The 15,616-nt window shown below is 69.9% G+C and carries 16 protein-coding genes and 1 pseudogene; 4 read left to right on the forward strand and 13 right to left on the reverse strand.

Features of this window, described 5'->3' with window-relative positions; translation table 11 throughout:
* Positions 1 to 6 precede the first annotated feature (6 nt).
* From ACIQHQ_RS36345 to ACIQHQ_RS36405, 13 genes and pseudogenes are all read right to left on the reverse strand, one after another.
* Positions 7 to 873 (reverse strand): GNAT family N-acetyltransferase, encoded by an 867-nt coding sequence (locus ACIQHQ_RS36345; protein ID WP_402620767.1) that lies wholly within the window; start codon positions 871 to 873, stop codon positions 7 to 9.
* Between the two features lie 219 nt (positions 874 to 1,092).
* A pseudogene (tpg, locus tag ACIQHQ_RS36350) lies at positions 1,093 to 1,442 on the reverse strand (telomere-protecting terminal protein Tpg); the annotation flags it as partial.
* A 25-nt stretch (positions 1,443 to 1,467) separates the two neighbouring features.
* Entirely contained in the window at positions 1,468 to 1,965 is a 498-nt protein-coding gene (locus ACIQHQ_RS36355; RefSeq protein ID WP_402620913.1) for a hypothetical protein, read from the reverse strand.
* A 259-nt stretch (positions 1,966 to 2,224) separates the two neighbouring features.
* Positions 2,225 to 2,782, reverse strand: coding sequence for a telomere-protecting terminal protein Tpg (gene tpg / locus ACIQHQ_RS36360; protein ID WP_402620770.1), 558 nt, complete (start codon positions 2,780 to 2,782; stop codon positions 2,225 to 2,227).
* 12 nt (positions 2,783 to 2,794) lie between these two features.
* Positions 2,795 to 5,005, reverse strand: coding sequence for a telomere-associated protein Tap (tap, locus tag ACIQHQ_RS36365; protein ID WP_402620772.1), 2,211 nt, complete (start codon positions 5,003 to 5,005; stop codon positions 2,795 to 2,797).
* Positions 5,006 to 5,154: 149 nt separating this feature from the next.
* Complete coding sequence (locus ACIQHQ_RS36370) at positions 5,155 to 5,541, reverse strand: hypothetical protein (protein WP_402620775.1); 387 nt, start codon at positions 5,539 to 5,541, stop codon at positions 5,155 to 5,157.
* Positions 5,542 to 5,596: 55 nt separating this feature from the next.
* Positions 5,597 to 6,463, reverse strand: coding sequence for a DciA family protein (locus ACIQHQ_RS36375; protein ID WP_402620778.1), 867 nt, complete (start codon positions 6,461 to 6,463; stop codon positions 5,597 to 5,599).
* Positions 6,460 to 8,652 (reverse strand): hypothetical protein, encoded by a 2,193-nt coding sequence (locus tag ACIQHQ_RS36380; RefSeq protein ID WP_402620781.1) that lies wholly within the window; start codon positions 8,650 to 8,652, stop codon positions 6,460 to 6,462. The genes ACIQHQ_RS36375 and ACIQHQ_RS36380 overlap by 4 nt, the downstream gene beginning before the upstream one ends.
* A gap of 777 nt (positions 8,653 to 9,429) precedes the next feature.
* Positions 9,430 to 9,726, reverse strand: a complete 297-nt coding sequence (locus ACIQHQ_RS36385) for a helix-turn-helix transcriptional regulator (RefSeq protein ID WP_402620784.1) — start codon at positions 9,724 to 9,726, stop codon at positions 9,430 to 9,432.
* Positions 9,727 to 9,826: 100 nt separating this feature from the next.
* Positions 9,827 to 10,735, reverse strand: coding sequence for an NAD(P)/FAD-dependent oxidoreductase (locus ACIQHQ_RS36390; protein ID WP_402620787.1), 909 nt, complete (start codon positions 10,733 to 10,735; stop codon positions 9,827 to 9,829).
* Positions 10,732 to 11,322 (reverse strand): isochorismatase family cysteine hydrolase, encoded by a 591-nt coding sequence (locus tag ACIQHQ_RS36395; RefSeq protein WP_402620790.1) that lies wholly within the window; start codon positions 11,320 to 11,322, stop codon positions 10,732 to 10,734. The genes ACIQHQ_RS36390 and ACIQHQ_RS36395 overlap by 4 nt, the downstream gene beginning before the upstream one ends.
* A complete protein-coding gene (locus ACIQHQ_RS36400) occupies positions 11,319 to 12,026 on the reverse strand; it encodes a hypothetical protein (RefSeq protein WP_402620793.1) in 708 nt (235 codons plus the stop codon). The genes ACIQHQ_RS36395 and ACIQHQ_RS36400 overlap by 4 nt, the downstream gene beginning before the upstream one ends.
* A gap of 669 nt (positions 12,027 to 12,695) precedes the next feature.
* Positions 12,696 to 13,451: a GntR family transcriptional regulator gene (locus tag ACIQHQ_RS36405; RefSeq protein ID WP_402620796.1), complete on the reverse strand. Its 756-nt coding sequence runs from the start codon at positions 13,449 to 13,451 to the stop codon at positions 12,696 to 12,698.
* A gap of 381 nt (positions 13,452 to 13,832) precedes the next feature.
* Here ACIQHQ_RS36405 and ACIQHQ_RS36410 point away from each other — a divergent pair, with 381 nt between their 5' ends.
* The 4 genes from ACIQHQ_RS36410 (at position 13,833) to ACIQHQ_RS36425 (ending at position 15,518) form a co-directional block, all read left to right on the forward strand.
* Positions 13,833 to 14,441, forward strand: a complete 609-nt coding sequence (locus tag ACIQHQ_RS36410) for a hypothetical protein (RefSeq protein ID WP_402620799.1) — start codon at positions 13,833 to 13,835, stop codon at positions 14,439 to 14,441.
* Positions 14,442 to 14,615: 174 nt separating this feature from the next.
* On the forward strand, positions 14,616 to 14,780 hold the full coding sequence (locus ACIQHQ_RS36415) for a hypothetical protein (protein WP_402620802.1): 165 nt from the start codon (positions 14,616 to 14,618) through the stop codon (positions 14,778 to 14,780).
* 82 nt (positions 14,781 to 14,862) lie between these two features.
* Entirely contained in the window at positions 14,863 to 15,048 is a 186-nt protein-coding gene (locus tag ACIQHQ_RS36420; RefSeq protein WP_402620805.1) for a hypothetical protein, read from the forward strand.
* 164 nt (positions 15,049 to 15,212) lie between these two features.
* Positions 15,213 to 15,518 (forward strand): WhiB family transcriptional regulator, encoded by a 306-nt coding sequence (locus ACIQHQ_RS36425; protein WP_402620808.1) that lies wholly within the window; start codon positions 15,213 to 15,215, stop codon positions 15,516 to 15,518.
* Positions 15,519 to 15,616 lie beyond the last annotated feature (98 nt).

Raw genomic sequence — 15,616 nt, forward strand, 5'->3', positions numbered from 1 at the left:
GCTGCCTCAGTTACCGGACTGGCCCAAGAAGGCATCGAACATGGCGCGGGCGCGCTCCGGCCCGTACAGGGTCATCTGCTGCTGGACGAGGGCCTCGATGCGTTCCTTGACTTTGGTGAGTTCCTCCGGCGTGTCCAGGTGTGTGGGATCGAACGGCTCCTCGACACCGACCACCGCCGGGAACGGCTGGTCTGCCGTCCCGATGTCGTAGGCGCGCACCTCTGGGACGAGCGGCAGCACGATCAGGCGGGAGCCCTCCGTCAGGTTGAGCGCGGCAGCGGAGGGCGCGTACAGGTTGCCGACCTTCTCCCGCAGGAAGAACGCGGCCATCTCCGCCGGGGAGACGATGAACTCCCACCTCTCGTACATGTGCGCCAGATCGTCGTCCCATACGTAGCCGGTCAGCAGCCGGCGGCCGCGCCGACGCTCGATGTCGGCGGCTGCACGGACCAGCTGCCGGCCGATGCCCTGCCCGCGGGAGGCGGGTGCCACAGCCATAAAGGCCAAGTGCGCGCTGACCGCGTTGACCCGGTCGAACATCTTGCGCTGCATGCCAACCTGCTGGGCATACAGGTTCTGATGCGCTTTCAGGTCGGCCAAGTCGTCGCCCGGCTTCGAACCGAGGTTGCCGCCCTGGACCAGCACGGCGCCCAGCAGTGTGCGGTGCCGCTCGAAGACCAGGAGGCGGAACGGCTCGGCGTACCGGGCCGTGTCGACCCCGCTGTCGAGGAGATGACAGGACGCCGCCAGCTGCATCCGGTCCTGTTCATCCCGGGCCACCTCCGCGAGCAGGGTCCGGACGGCGTCGCCTTCTCCGACACGAGCCGGGCGTACGCCCGACGTCTCCCCCTTGCGTGCCTTGACCCGCCCCATGTGTGTCTCCCTCAGTGTCGGTGGTGCGCAGCGTTCCGGAGAAGCAGCTCACCGTCGTTGCTCCCGTCCAGAATCTCCCCGGCTGGTCCGTTGCGTGGCAGATCCTGCGAAAGATCCTTCGGAAGGCTTGAGCCTCGTTGGGTGTCGTACCGGGTCCATGCGCGGGCGAGCCCCGGACCACATCGGTCCGGGGCTCGCGGGCTGTTCGGGGTACGGCTGCTACAGGTCGAACTCGAGGTGTTCGATGTCCGTGAACCGGACCTCTTCCAGGCTTCCGGCACGGCGACCGCCGTCCTGGAAGTACACCTCCTTGAGCGCTTCGGCGGCGATCTCCTGGAGCTGCTGGTCGGTGGCGCCGGCCTCCTGGGCGTCGAAGAGACGGGCAGGTGCCGGATGCGGTCCTCGTCAGTGGAGCCGATCGGCGCGGTGTAGCCCATGCGGGCGCGGGTGTCGATGATGATGCCGCCGGTGCTTGCCGCCTTCGCCTTGGCCTTGGCCCGGATCTGCGGCTGCCAGCGCTTCTTCACCTCGCGTTCCAGGCGTGCGGCGAGGTCCGGGCGGGGCCTTCTGCGTGAGGGAACGATGTCGCTCAGCTCAGCACATGGTGACAGTGGCCGTCGCATCCGCGATGTTCACGGACTGGTACCCGGGCCTGGCCTGGGCGTCCCCGTCGCTGTCCGTCTGTAGAAGCGTTCCCTGGACACCGGTGGTGCTGAAGGTGTACTCGCCGTGGCCCTGACAGTAGAAGCGGAACGGACGGGCGGTGCTTGCACCGTTCAGAGGGACATCGAGGGCGAAGGGGCCCGACTTGATGACTTCATTCCCCTTGCGGATCTCGAATTGCCCCGTGATCAAACACCTGCTTGCGTTCCAGCCGATGGTCTGACCGGCCCAGCACTTCACGTCAGCCTGGCCATGCGCTCCGCCGTAGTCGCCGATACAGATCTTCCACGTAGCTGACGTCCAATTGTCCGGACTGCGATTATCCCTTTCCGAGCTGCACCCTTCTACCGAGAGGCGGGAACTGGCGGCCTGGGCAGGAACGGCACCTGCCACCAGTACGAAGAGACCTGCCAGCAAAGTCCTGGCCACAGCGGCTGAGAGCCGTCCTCCGAGAAACGTCATAACACTTAGAGGTACTGGTCGGTGTTGCCTCTGCGAAGCCCAACGGCAATCAAACTCCCTGAAAGAGGGATAAGTTGCGCCGAGAGCCCAGCGGCGGCGTGGGATCACTGCACGAGCACGGCTAGGTCCGAGGGCCGGTCTGCGGCAGATGAACACCCACGAAGGCACGGGCATCCCGTACTACTTCCTCCTGGTCCGGGTTCGCAGGCTGTTCGGGGAGCAGCTGCTACAGATCGAACTCGAGGTGCTCGATGTCCGTGAAGCGGACCTCCTCCAGCTGGCCGGCGCGGCGGCCGTTGTCCTGGAAGTACACCTCCTTGAGCCCTTCGGCCGCGATCTCCCGCAGCTGCTGGTCGCTGGCTCCGGCCTCCTGGGCCTCGAAGAGACGGGCGGCGTAGCGGGGCGGCAGGGCGACGGTCAGGTGCCGGATGCGGTCCTGGTCCGTCGACCCGATCGGCGCGGTGTAGCCGAGGCGGGCGCGGGTGTCGATGACGATGCCGCCGGTGGTGGCCGCCTGCTGCCGGGCCTTGGCCCGGATCTGCGGCTGCCAGCGGGCCTTCACCTCGCGCTCCAGGCGCGCGGCGAGGTCCGGGCGCGGCTTCTTGATCTGGTCCTTCACGTACCGCTCGACGGTGCGCTGGGAGACCCGCAGCATCTGGGCGACCGCCTTGGTGCTCTTGAGCTGCTTGACCAGGTACCGCATCTGCGCGCCCGCGCTCTTGGGCGCCGGGCGGGTGAACGCCTTCTGCACCGCGGCCTCCAGGCCGTCCCCGAACAGGCTCATCGTCGCCCTCTCCTACTCTCCGTTGTCGACGTCGGTGACGGTGCCGTCCTTGATGTACCGGGCGAGGTTGAGCTCCGGGGCGTTGAACCGCTCGCGGACCTCTTCGCCCCACAGGACGCTCTGGGTGCCCTCGTGCTTGACCAGGCCCGGGTTGATGCCGAGCTTGAAGCCGCCGGGCAGCGGCTTGCCGTCCCGGTAGGGCAGGAAGTCCAACGGCGACGTTCCGTCGGCCGCGTAGACGACGCAGTCCGACAGGATCGCCACCGGGTACTGCCCCGTGAACGCCGCGTGCTTCACGATCTTGCGGTGCAGGTTGATCCGCGTGCGGGAGATGACCGCCGCACGGATGTCAGGCCGCCATGTCGGCCGGGACAGCGCCCGCCACGGCTCGCCCGGCCGCCAGCCCTCACCCCGGGGCCGCTCGCGCAGCTTGCCCAGGCCGCCCTTGACCGTCGCCTTGATCGCCGACACGACGATCGCCAGCTGCGGGTCGCGTTCCTTGTAGCCGTCCATGGCCGCGAGGAAGTCGGCCGGCGACAGGTCGGCGTCGACGCCAAGGTCGGCCATGGTGGCGAGGAAGGCGTCGCGCATCCGGTTGTACCAGCCGTCCAGGTAGCGGCCGTTCTCGTACCGGACGTAGGCCTCGATCGGCCGCACCTCGTAGCCGAGCTCCACCGCGTAAGCGACGGTGGGCGTGGCGTACCAGGCCGGGCCCTCGGGCCGCTCGCCCTTCGGCGTGAACGGGCTGGGCAGCAGACTCGCGTCCAGGTCCGCCCACTTGTCCTTGCCGACCTTCACCCTCGACAGGTCGACGTGGGACAGGTCCACCAGCCAGCTCCCCGGCAGCTTCGGGTCGAACACCGGGGCCTTGACGTGGGTGGGCGCTCCGAGGCCGACGACCAGGCCGTTGGCTCCGGCGGCGAAGGCCATGTTCACGTCGATGCCGACCAGGTGCTGCAAGGTGCACTCGGCATCGGTCATCGGCCGCGCCCAGTCATAGGCCTCCTCGAACAGCTTCTCCGCCGGGCCGCGGACGTGGAAGCGCGGCAGGTCCTTGAGCAGCGGGTGACCATCCGGGGCCTCGCACGGCGCGCAGTCCACCGGGTCCTTGCCCAGGCTGCCGGGGTTGTGCTCGGAGTGCCGCTTCCCCGTCTCGTCGGGCTCGGAGGCGCGGGTCGGCGGGTGCAGGGCGGTCATCAGCTCCAGGCCGGTGACGGCGGTCGAGCCGCGCGGCGTCATCACCCGCGACGCGTACACCCCCAGCACCCGGGCGAGTTCCGCCGGCGGCAGCTGCCCCGCGTTGCCCCAGTGGCGGGAGTCCAGCGCATGCCAGGACGGGATGCACAGCTGCACGCAGGCCCGCTCCGAACCGATGGCAGGGCGGTAGATCCGCGCCCACGGGCCGAACCCGCGCTTGGTGAGCTTCCAGTCCGCGCGTGCGAGCTGCTTGATTACCTTGTGGCCCTCCGGGATCCGCCCGGCGAGCCGTTCCTCCTCCGTGAGGGCGACGGGCAGGCCGTAGCGCTCCAGGGCGGCCTCGGTGAGCACCAGCAGCGGGTCGGCGTCCTTGCCCGGACCGGACAACTTAGGCTGCCCGAGCTTGGCCTCCTTCAGCGTCCAGTCCACCAGGGCCGGGATGGACTTGGCGGGCACATCCAGGACCAGGCCGCCGGTGCAGTACGCCAGCACCTGCCCGTCCTCGACGTCGACGACCGCAAGCGGACCGTTCTCGAAGCGCGGGTCGGCGCCGCCCGCCAGGGTCGCGGCCGGGGCCGCCTTCTTCGCACCCGGGCGGCGCGACGTCGACGACGTCGGCCTGGTGGTGCGCGCCGGACGCGGCGCGGCCGCCGGACCAGCGGTGGCGGCAGGGGCAGGGGCAGGGATCTGGGTGTTCTCGGTTGCAGTCATGTCCGCAGCCTCGGGCGCCGGACCTGTGGACAGAGTCCGCGCTTCCGCCGCGGCGGGTGCGGCCGCGTCGACCGGGGCGGGGTAGAGCTCCGCGAGCTTGTCCAGCAGCCGGGCGTAGGCGTCGCGCTCCGGCGGGCGGGGCTCCGTCTTGCCGGACTCCCAGCCGGACACCGTGGCCCGGCGCACCTTCAGTGCGGTGGCCACTTCGTCAATCGTCAGGCCGTGCGCGGCGCGCAGCCGCTTGCGCTCTGCCGGGGGCGGCAGCGTGGCACGGGACGCGAGCAGTGCGTCGACCGCGTCGAACAACTCGGACATGGAACACCTCCTGACCGACACCCTACCCCATGAACCGTACGTTTCACGTACGTTTGGCGTACGAATGGCGTACTGCTTGCGTTCGGGGGTGGAAACGACGCGCGGCGCCCCTGCTGAGCAAGGGCGCCGCGGTCAGGCTGGAGGGCTGGTCAGTCCGACTGGAAGAGGTGGTGCGTCTCCGCATTGGTCCGCCACCGGCCGTTGGCGGCGGGAAGGCTCGACACGGGCCGGACGTACTTGTCGTAGACCAGAAACGCGACGACCTGGTGCCCGAACTTGTTCGGGCCGTCCTTCTTCCGCAGCTTCCAGTTCCCGCCCGGCAGCACGCCGCGCACCTGCGGCACCTCGTACCGCTCCACCCGCAGAAAACCCGGCCGGTCCATGGCTGCCACGAGCCGGCCTTCCTCCGGGACCAGGACCAGGGCCCTGCCGTCCGCGTCCCAGGACTCCACCAGCAGCTCCAGTTCGTCATCCTCTCCCTCGGCGGCGTCGGCGTTGGTGAAGTAGGCGTAGTAGCGCACCCGTTGAGTGTCCATTCGACGATGGTGCCCCCTGACGAACCGAGCACGGAGGAGATCCAGTCATTCCCGCTCACGCCGACTCCTGGAGCCCGGCCGACTGCGGCAACACGGCCGACGTCCCGGCCTCCCGCGCCGTGCGCTCCGCACGGGCCCGGCGCAGAGCCGCAGCGTGGGAGGCGTCACGGGCCCGGCGCAGAGCCGCAGCGTGGGAGGCGTCGGCCTGGTGACGGCGCTGGGTGCGAGCCGCCGCGATCGGGGCCGGCGCATCGTCGGACACGGTCTCCGGCTCCGGGAACGCCCTGCGGGACAGCTCGCGCATCGCCCTGGTCTGCCGCTCCACCGCCTCCGCGATCCCCGGATCGATCCGGGACGGTGGCGCGACCTCGCGGTGCGCTTCGAGGGCGCGCCGGTAGCCCTCGGATGCCGTCTCCCTGGTCTTCGCCGGGCCCGTGGGGGCGTCGGCCGGGGCAGCCGGGGCGACGTCGGTCGGCTCGGGCACCGGCACCGCGCCGGGCGCCAGGATCCGCAGGGACCGGACGACCGTCCGGCCCGCCGACTCGTTGGCGGCCGCGACGATGCGGGTCTGCTCTAGCCGGGCCTTCGTCGCCCAGGCCGCCGACTCCGGGCACACGGTGAGCCGGCCGGAGTCGGCGTCGTACGACACGGCGGCGACATGCCCGGCGAGCTCGGGGGCGATGGCCGCCCACCGCTCGCGCAGCGTCGCGCCGGCGGCCGGGAGCTCCCACGCGCGCTCGGTGACCAGCGCGCCGATTGCGGCCCCCAGGCCCATCGGCTCGCGCCCGTCCCGGCGCACCGTACGAACGGGCCGCGGCTTCGCCTTCGCCTTCTGCCCGCCACCGTTCTGGCGGGCCTGCGCCATCGCGGCTCGCAGCGCGACCCGGGCCATGTCCACGCCGGACATCTCGCCGCCGTTCATGCCTGCCCCCACGGGATGTAGCCGAGGTCCAGGTGCCCGAGGCCAGCCACCCGCCGCACTTGGTCCACCAGCCGTCCGGTGAACAGGCGCCGGGCCGACGTCTCGCCGTACCGGTCGATGTGGTCGAACACCAACTGCGGGTCCTTCATCGCGCGCACCCGCCAGTCGCGGACCTGGTCGCGAGTCAGGTCCTCGAGGACCAGCTCCTGCTCCTGGTCGTCGTCGACGTCAGCCGCCTCCGAGACCGAAGCGATGACGGCCTGGCGCGGCGCGGGCAGCACGACCGGGGCCACCGGCGCGGCCGGGACGTTCTCCTCGAGCTGCGCGGCCGCGGCCTCGGCACGAGCCTGAGCTGCGGCGGCCTGCCTCGCCCGGACCTGGTCCCACTCGTGCACCTTCGCCCACGCCCTGGCCGTCACATCCTGGTGCAGCTGCTGCTCGGTCGCCGCGCGGCGCTCGGCTTCGGAGGCGTGCGGCATGGCGGCGTCGACGGCGGCCGCGACCGCACGGCGCTGGTCGCGGCGGTCGGCCTGCTTCTCCTCGCAGCGTGGGCAGTCCTGCCCGGAGTCGAGCAGCACCCGGTCATCGCACCGCACGTCGCCGCACTGCTGACGCTGCGGCAGACCGAGGCCGATCAGCCAGCCCACCGGGTCTTTGATCGGCCCGGCCAGCCGCATCTGGTCAGCCAGACGCCGGGCGAGCCGGTCGGCGAGGACCTGCGGCGCATCGGCGCGGCCGACGAACCCAACCACCCTGCCCAGCTCACTGCGGGCGGCGGCCTCCACCAGGCGACGGGCGGCCGGACGCTCCAGCCGCGCCCACACCAGGTCCACCGGCGCCAGGACGGCCCGCAGATCCTCCGGCGGCAGGGGCACCCTCCCCCGCTGCTGCCTGCCCTGACCCTCACCGTCCACGGCCCGCACCGGAGTGCCGGCCACCGGCCCGCGGCCGGGCTTCTCGCTGCTGATCGACGGGGACTTCTCCTGCTGTTCCCCGCGGAGCGGGCCGCCGTCCTCGCGCACGCACGCGCGGTCCGGCAGACCGTGGTTCCCACCACGGCCTTCGCCGGAAAAGCCACCAGAGAGCGCGAGAGAACCACCGGGAGTAACCACAGCAGCGTGGGAAGCGTGGTGCTGTGCAGTTGCGGCGAGGTCTGCCGATCCGGCCACCTCGCCCTGCCCGGCGCCCTCGATCCCAGTGGTCACAAGGGACTCGCCCGTCTCGCCGGACTCAAGATCTCCGGATGCAGTACCGGCGAGGTCTGAAATCAGAGCCTTGGCGACCCGGCGAGCCTCCCGCACGGCCACGCCGTGGGCCTCGGCAACCGGCACCAGGCGCACCCGCGACTGCGCGTTCAGGCCCGAGCCGGTCTCCTTGCGCACAACGTCCGCGACGCCGTGCTCCTGGAGACGCTTGAGCACCTTTGCCCCGGCCGCCGCCGTGCAGCCCAGCAGCCGCGCGACCGTCGCTGCCGGACGCCCACGGCCGGTGTCCACCGACCCGGGGCACAGCTGCAGCCAGCCCGCCGAACCCGTCGTCAGCACCATCAGCAGCAGCCCGAGCCGGTCCGTCGCCGCACCCCGGCCCGTACGACCGGCGAGCAGCCCGGCCGGGACCGGCGCCTTGTCCTTCGGCGCCCACCCCGGGCCGAACAGCACCTCGCACAGGCTCAGCAACACCGCCAGCTCCGAGCGCGACAGCGCCAGCGGGTGCCGCCGGTCGCCGGCCTTCTGCGCCCGGTACATCGGGATCACCCAGCACTCCAGGCCCGTCGCGTGCCCGAAGGCGTTCGTCGCGACGTTCGAGCCGAGGAACCCGGCAGCGCGCAGCTCGGGCAGCACGGTGTGCGCGACCGTCGACTGCGACACCCCCAGCCACCGACCGAGCTCCGCCGCCCAGATCGACGCCTGGTAGTCGTTGGCCACGTTCGACTTCGCCGTCAGCACCACCGACGCCAGCCGCGCGCCGTCCGACGCACCGGCCAGCGCTGGAGACGTCACCAGCGCACGCACCGCGGCGAGCAGCCGGGCCCGCATCGACTTCCCCAGCTGGAGCGGGTTGCCCAGCTTCGGCGGCACAGCGGGACCGGCCTGCGCCGGAACCGACCGCAGTCGACGGCGCGACGCCTCACCGGCGAACTTCGTGCGCGAGCGCGGGAGGACGGCGGCCGACGCCGCCACGGCGCTCATCGGCCCACCCGGACGGACGAGAAAGAGATCATCTCGGCAGCCTTGCGCAGGTTGCCTGTGGACAGATTCCGAGCAGCGGCGAGACCCCCGGTTCCTCCCGCCCGGCGGGCAGGAACTTCGGATCGCGTCCCGCCCCATGGGACGGAGCTCCGGAAGAAAGCGGCGGCCGGTGCCGCCAGGAGGACATGGGTCCCCCTCTCGGTATAGGTACGCCGGGCCGTGGGGCGTGTGACACTCCGACCCCATGAATCTTCGTGATTAATGCCGCGAACAGGGCAAACAGGGTGTGCGAATCCCGTCACACGGGAAAGGTCGAGGGCTCGAACCAGGCTGAATCGGACATGGTCGAGCTGACAGGGAACACCGATCTCGTGCACTATGGCGGGGACACCAACCTTCATATGGATCGCCCCGACCGCGACCAAGCCCCCGCCAAGGGGCCCGACCACGGCCGAGCGATCTGTACGGACGGAGCCCCGAGCACCGAACGGCCTGCCAAAGCCGCCGGAACCCGGGGTGACGCTGGTGGCTCAACAGAGGCCCCCTGCCAAAGGGGCTCCTGGAGAGCCGAGGTGGCCCGCTTGCCAAAGCGGACCGGGTGGACCCGCTTGCCAAAGCGGGGTTTTGCGAGAGATGAACCAGCTCCATGAGCTGGAGCCCAGAACCGGCGCCAACCGGGGACTGGGCGGCCGACCTGACGGTCGGTGAGACGGGCCGCGCGGGGCCACAGTGGATTGCAGTCCACCTCATTGGCGCGCGCGGCCGATGACCGCTAGGTCATCCCGACCCCCTTTCGGAGGCCGGCGTCGTGCTGCCTGCATTCAGCTCAGCGACCTCGGGGAAACGCTCCGCGAGCCCCTTGAGTAGATGGATGTAGACGGCGCGATGGGGCCGCCTGGGGTGGGTCTGGCCTAGCTCCCAGCGGGCTACGGCCAGGCGTTTCACACCTACGGCGTCCGCGACTTCCTGCTGAGTGAGCCCCGCGGCGAGGCGCAGCTGTTGACGCACGCGCGGCGTCGGCAGGACGTCGTCGAGGATAGCGTTGACCCGCTGCATGGGATCCGCGTCGGACATGCCCCAACCTCTCATGATCACCGAATTCCTGAAAGATACACCACGGGATCGATCTCGGGTGCACGCATCGATACGCCGGCAGGGCGGTGGGCGTTGGACCTCAACATGGCTTCAGGACCGAGGCGTAATAGGAGGCGAGCACAGCTTCCGCCCCAGAGCCCTGCGCCGTCGTGACGCGTTGGAACTGGGCCGCCCGCAAGTCGCCGGCGACCTGGATCCGAGGGTGCTGTTTGCCGGGAGGGCAGTAGCCGTCCTCGCTCGAGGTGAGACCGTCCAGACCCGCTGGTGTGTTGCCCAGGTTGTTCAGCACAGTCTTGGCGACGTAGGACTTGCGCTCTCCCTGCCGGTCCTTGACCTGCAAGCTCCACTCGTCTCCGTAGGCCATCGGCGACAGGGTGACGTGAGAGACAGGTACGACGCGCACGCGCTCGTCCCCCGCGACCTCGGCGATCTTGTAGTCATCCGCCGGCGGACAGAGGACGTGAAGCGTCGTTGAGGAGTGTGGATGGGTGCGGAGCCACGTTCCGAGGGGACGGTCTCCTCCGAGGACGTAGGTCCGACCCGCCAGGTCTGCAGGCTTGGTGCGCCACAGCGGAGGAACTGACAAATGTGCAGGAGCGCTGATCCAGTCGGCATCGGGCGGAGCCAGGGCGGCCACGCCGGTGGCGACCACAATTACCTGTGCGCTCAGTGTGCGCCCGTCCTCGAGTGCGAGCTCCGCCCGGTCGTCGTAGCCGGTGACGCTGGCCGCACGGCCCTGCATGACGGAGCATCGGCCAGCCTGCTGGAGGCGGTCCAGGTCGGCGGCAAGGGCTTCAGCAAGTTGGGGGCCGGTCGACCAATTGCCAGGGACGTTCTCCAGCGCCCCGATGACGTGCAGCTTGCCGCCTACTGAGTCAGCCTCCACGATGACCGTTCGAAGGTTCAGGCTGGCCGCCATCACCGCGGCCGCGACGCCTGACGGGCCGGCGCCGACTACCAGCACGTCTGTCTCGTGCGGTGTGTTCATGCGTGGGCTCCCTGCGTTCCGCTAATTCGGGACAATACAACTTCGCTCGTCACCAGTTGCTCAGCGCCGATGTTCCGGGCGGCGAGCAGGAGCGCGGCGTCGTGGTAGCGGGCGCCGCCGGTAGAGGCACAAGCGTCGGTGACGATCCAGGGCCGGTATCCGGCCTGATAGGCGGCGACAGCGGAGTCGTATACGCATGCATCCGTGTCGATGCCGCACAGCACCAGATCGGTCCAGCCCGCCTCGTGGATAGTCCGGGCGCCCTCAGGGGTGAACACTGACGCCTGGGGCTTGTCGATGATCGCGGCGGCGGTGGCGGCGAAGGGCGCCAGGTCAGCAACGAGGGCTTGTTCCTCGGGAGTACGCAATCGCGTCCATCCCGTGATCGTCTCGTACGGCGATCCGGGCTCGTTGTGGAACCGTGACAGCACAACGGGAGCGCCGGCTGCTTGCCAGCCCTCCACCAGCCGAACAACCGCAGGGATGATTCCGCGGCTGTGCTGGTTGACAAAGCCCTGCTGCACATCAATGACCAGCAGCGCTGTCGATCGAGGGTCCACCCACTCCGCCTTCCACATGGCCGTCACGGATTGCTGTCTCGGAGAGCGTCCTGGGCGGCGCGCAGCCGATCAGGAAGTTCGCTGGTGGCCAGGATGGCCTCGCGCATCACCCGGTGTTGGGCGGTCTCGGTGGGGCGTGCGGTAGTGAGCCGGAAGTATGCGCTGCGTAGAAAGCGCCAGCCATAGGCCGTCGGCATCACCGGGTCCTGGCCGTCTTCGATCATGTGCAGGATGTGCGACGAGAGGGCCCAGAGGGCCTGTACGTCGAGCTCAAGGGCCACGATCTGGCTCATGGTCAGAGCCCGCTCGTCCGACTGCGGGTGATAGGCGACACCAGACCAGCCGACGACACCGCGGGAGACTCCACCGTCGAATGTCACGGCCTCGGGGTGAGCCCAGCCCTCACGGAACTTGGCTTCCTCGACCCCAGGCCCGAGCGGTACCACATTTGCTGGATTCTGCCGGTTGACCAGCACCGATGGCGTAGCGAGCAGCTGGAGAGCCGTGTCCAGGCCGGCGCTTGACCAGGAATGTGTGCGGAGCTCGTAGGCCGACAGCACGTACTGCGGAACGAGCGACTGGGCGCGCTGGTCCTTGTGGTCGCCGTGGCGGACCAGCAGGTGGGCCATCCACTCCCCCACCCAGCCCGGCTCCTTCAGGTACGTGCGGTAACGCCACAAGGCCAACTCGGTCAACGACTCGAGGCTGTGGTGCTCTTCGAGATGCACCACAGCGACACCGCAGGCGTATATGTGCACCGTCGACGACTGCGCGGAGGGGTGGTCAGCAGGCAGGACTCGCTGCTCCAAGCCGCCGGGCCCAGGCTCGCTTGGCGAACCCGCAGCGTAGAGGGGCGCACTGCACTCACCGAGGTACACCGGCAAGAACTTGTGGGAGACGACCGTGCACGGTGCCGGACGCGCTGCCGACTCGGCGGTGATGGGAGTTGCCGCTCCACGCAGCGTTGCTAGACGGAGGCTGAACGCCTGCTGCTCAGCAGGAGTGCACTGGAGGAGCGCCGTGTCCAGGATCTGCGCCATCTGGGGACGACAGACGCTCGTCTTGTTCCGCTGCCAGTTCGAGACGGTCCTGGGGCTGATGCCGAGGCGACCGGCGAACTCGCGCACAGACGCTCGCATCACCGACCGCAACAACAGCGCCTCCTCACCTGTCCACCTGTCCACAGCGATCACTACACACCCCCTTGGCGGTCACGTTCCAGGTATCAACGGCCCTATTGCCACGCTGTTGCTACACCACTTCCACGGTCAGACATCTCGCTCAAGGCCCCTGGTGCGGATGCTGTTTCTTGTTGATCCACACCCGCAATCCCGGCCGGAGGAACCATGGCGATCCCGGGCACACCCCAGTGCCGTGCCCGCGGCGAGTCCTGCGTGCCGTCAGGCATCGAACTCGTAGTCCAGAACGTACGAGGCGGAGTCGAGGGTCATCTCGTTGACCTCAACAACTCGCTGGTGGGCGTCGAAGGCTGTCCGGCACATCTTCAGGACAGGGCGCTCAGGGGACATGCCCAACGTTGCCGCTTCCTCGGCAGTGGGCAGCCGTCCGCGGATCTCCTCCCGGAAGCGAACCGGGCCATGACCGAGGTCAGCGAGACGAGCGTAGGTTCCTCCCGGCCCGGTGTCGGCCTGGGTGATCGCCGACCCTTCCACCAAGGCGTAGGGCAGGTACGAGGTGGCGAGCATGACTGGCCGGCCATCCAGGACGAAGCGCCGGGACCGGGCGCAGGCGGTCTCATCGGCATCCAGGGCAAGCATTTCGGCAATGTGCACCGGCGGAACGACCTCCTGTACGGAGACCTGGTCGACCGTCAGGGGGCGGTCTTCGTCAGCCGACCAGATCGACTTCCCGGCGCCCCACTGGTCCTGTGCCAGACGCTGAATACCGCGCCGCCGGATGGGGCGGAAAGCCTGAACGAACACCCCCGCGCCCTTCCGGGACTCCGCGAGCCCTTCGTTGGTGAGCGCGCGCAGCGCTCGCCGAGCCGTCATCACGGCGACGCCGTACTGCGGTGCAAGTGCGTTCTCCCCCGGCAGCCGATCACCGGGTCGGTAGTCCCCACGCTCGATCGCAGCCTTCAGCTCGTCAGCGATCTGGAGGTATCTGGGCTGCTTAGGGCCCTTTCCGCCTGCCATGTGTCTCCTAACTTCGCTAGCGATCCTAAGGGCTTCGATGCTCAGCGTCAGCTACGGCTCGCGACTTACATAGCGAGGAAATATCTCTATCGAAGTGCTTGACATCGATAGCGAGATTGCGCACCATCGTACTGCAACTTCGATATCGAAGTTGCGGAGGTAGTCGTCCGCCCTTCGGGGCGGCCGGGGTAGTCCTCGGGTCACCGAGGGCGCGAGAGCACCATCGAACTCCCCCGGAGCCTGACGGCCGCGACGACTGTGTGCACGTCGCAGCGCTGTGCGCTGTCTGTCCTGCGGGACGCCGGCCTCGTGCCGTGCGGCCCGGAGGGCGGAGAGAGCATCGCGACGCTCCCCCTGCCGCTCCGTCCGTGAGGAGTTCAGATGTCTGCTTCGACCCTTGAGCGCACCGCCCGACCCCGCCGGAGCCGGACCCGCTCCCGCACCGTCAACAACCGCCTGGCGCTCGCCCTCTCCACCCTCAAGCCCCACCAGTACGACCTGCGCCCGGCCTGCGCGTCGCTGATCTGCCCCGACTGCCAGACGTGGGTGCCGATCACCGGCCTCCAGACCAAGAAGCCCAAGGTCGTGCCGCACGACGCTGGCCGCGCGGGCAAGGACGCGGCCGTCCGCTGCCGCCTGGGCAGCAACCGCCTGGTCATCGTCAACGTCACGGCCAGGAAGTGGGAGGAGCGCCTGACGGACGGCAACTCGGAGACCGTGCACCGCCGCCGGACCACCGTGCGGCGCAAGCCGAAGGTCGCGGTCGCCCCGGCCGTCAGCCAGATCGCCGCGCAGAAGCAGACGACCACGGTCGACCAGCCCGGCGACGGCCGGCCCATGTGGCTGCTGCGCAAGGAACAGTGGGCGGCGACCGAGTCGGCGGTCCGCGACGCGGACACCCGCCGCGCGCAGCTGCCCGCCGGTGACGCGCCGCTGGGTGCGCCGCCGGTGCCGCGTACGACGCTGCACCCCGAGCGCCGCGCGAGCTGACCCGCTCCGGACGAACGACCAAGGCCCCGGCCACCCCGTAAGAGGGGAGGCCGGGGCCTTGGCTGCTCGTACAAGCAGTCAGCTCCCCACTTGGGGAGTGATCGCGACAGCCCTAGGGATTGCGGCCCGACGGGCTGTCCAGGACCTGACTCGGAGGACCTGATGCAGCACAGCATGACACGCACCACGGCCCAGCCGCGGGCCGGGATCATCGACGACATCGAGCGCGAGGACGACGCCAAGGGCTACGAGCCCGAGGACGCCGCCCGCGTCGACGTCGCCCTGGTCCTCGTTCCCAACACCGCGTCGGCGGCGACCGACTGGGAGGTAGTGGCGTGATCACCAGCCTCACCGACGCCGAACGCGAGGCGCTCTCGCAGAAGAACAGGGAGCAGAACAAGCGGTCGGAGGCCAACCGCCGATGAGCGCCCGGCCGACCGACGACCTGTTCGTCCGCTACATGCGCGCGTTCCAGGACTCCACCGAGCACACCGCCGCCTGCCCGGCCTGCCAGGGCGAGACGCCGTGTGCGGAGGGGGTGCCGATCCACGATCGGTTCGCCCGCCTCCAGGACGCCTACACCGCACGCCAGAAACAGCAGCGCTGATCCCCCCGGCCCTGCCCGTCGTCCCCGCGCCTTCCCGGCCGGGGCCGGCGGAGAGCGCCGGGAGCTCATCCCCCGCTCCGGCCATCCGGCCGCCACAACACGTAACAGCCCCGGGGCGGCCACCCCGGGGCTGTCTCTTGCACTGGACCTTCTGGGAGGCCCGAATGAAGCGAGCATCCATCGCCATCGTACGCACCCACGCCTACGCGCCCGTCGCCACCGACGCGCCCGAGCGGCCCCGCGCGGCCTGCGCCAGCGAGGACCCGGAGCTGTTCTTCCCCATCGGCAACACCGGCCCGGCACTGCTCCAGATCGAGGAGGCCAAGGCCGTCTGCCGTCGCTGCCCGCTGATGGAGAGCTGCCTCGAGGGCGCCCTGGAGCGCAACGAGCTGGGCGTGTGGGGCGGCACCGATGAGGACGAACGCCGCCGCATGAAGCGCCGCGCCGCCCGCAAGCGCAACGCTGCCTGATCCGTTCTGGCGGTTGCCTGATCCGCCCGCAACCGACCGCTGAACCACGATGGCTGGGACGGGCGGTGACGGGGAGCCGGACAGCCCGGACCGATCTG

This window comes from Streptomyces sp. NPDC092370 (assembly GCF_044755265.1).
Lineage (GTDB): Bacteria > Actinomycetota > Actinomycetes > Streptomycetales > Streptomycetaceae > Streptomyces.

Coding starts and splice junctions, on each gene's coding strand:
- ACIQHQ_RS36345 (WP_402620767.1), bottom strand. CDS start 873: ATGGGGCGGGTCAAGGCACGCAAGGGGGAGACGTCGGGCGTACGCCCG.
- tpg (WP_402620770.1), bottom strand. CDS start 2,782: ATGAGCCTGTTCGGGGACGGCCTGGAGGCCGCGGTGCAGAAGGCGTTC.
- tap (WP_402620772.1), bottom strand. CDS start 5,005: ATGTCCGAGTTGTTCGACGCGGTCGACGCACTGCTCGCGTCCCGTGCC.
- ACIQHQ_RS36370 (WP_402620775.1), bottom strand. CDS start 5,541: ATGGACACTCAACGGGTGCGCTACTACGCCTACTTCACCAACGCCGAC.
- ACIQHQ_RS36375 (WP_402620778.1), bottom strand. CDS start 6,463: ATGAACGGCGGCGAGATGTCCGGCGTGGACATGGCCCGGGTCGCGCTG.
- ACIQHQ_RS36380 (WP_402620781.1), bottom strand. CDS start 8,652: ATGAGCGCCGTGGCGGCGTCGGCCGCCGTCCTCCCGCGCTCGCGCACG.
- ACIQHQ_RS36385 (WP_402620784.1), bottom strand. CDS start 9,726: ATGTCCGACGCGGATCCCATGCAGCGGGTCAACGCTATCCTCGACGAC.
- ACIQHQ_RS36390 (WP_402620787.1), bottom strand. CDS start 10,735: ATGAACACACCGCACGAGACAGACGTGCTGGTAGTCGGCGCCGGCCCG.
- ACIQHQ_RS36405 (WP_402620796.1), bottom strand. CDS start 13,451: ATGGCAGGCGGAAAGGGCCCTAAGCAGCCCAGATACCTCCAGATCGCT.
- ACIQHQ_RS36410 (WP_402620799.1), top strand. CDS start 13,833: ATGTCTGCTTCGACCCTTGAGCGCACCGCCCGACCCCGCCGGAGCCGG.
- ACIQHQ_RS36415 (WP_402620802.1), top strand. CDS start 14,616: ATGACACGCACCACGGCCCAGCCGCGGGCCGGGATCATCGACGACATC.
- ACIQHQ_RS36420 (WP_402620805.1), top strand. CDS start 14,863: ATGAGCGCCCGGCCGACCGACGACCTGTTCGTCCGCTACATGCGCGCG.
- ACIQHQ_RS36425 (WP_402620808.1), top strand. CDS start 15,213: ATGAAGCGAGCATCCATCGCCATCGTACGCACCCACGCCTACGCGCCC.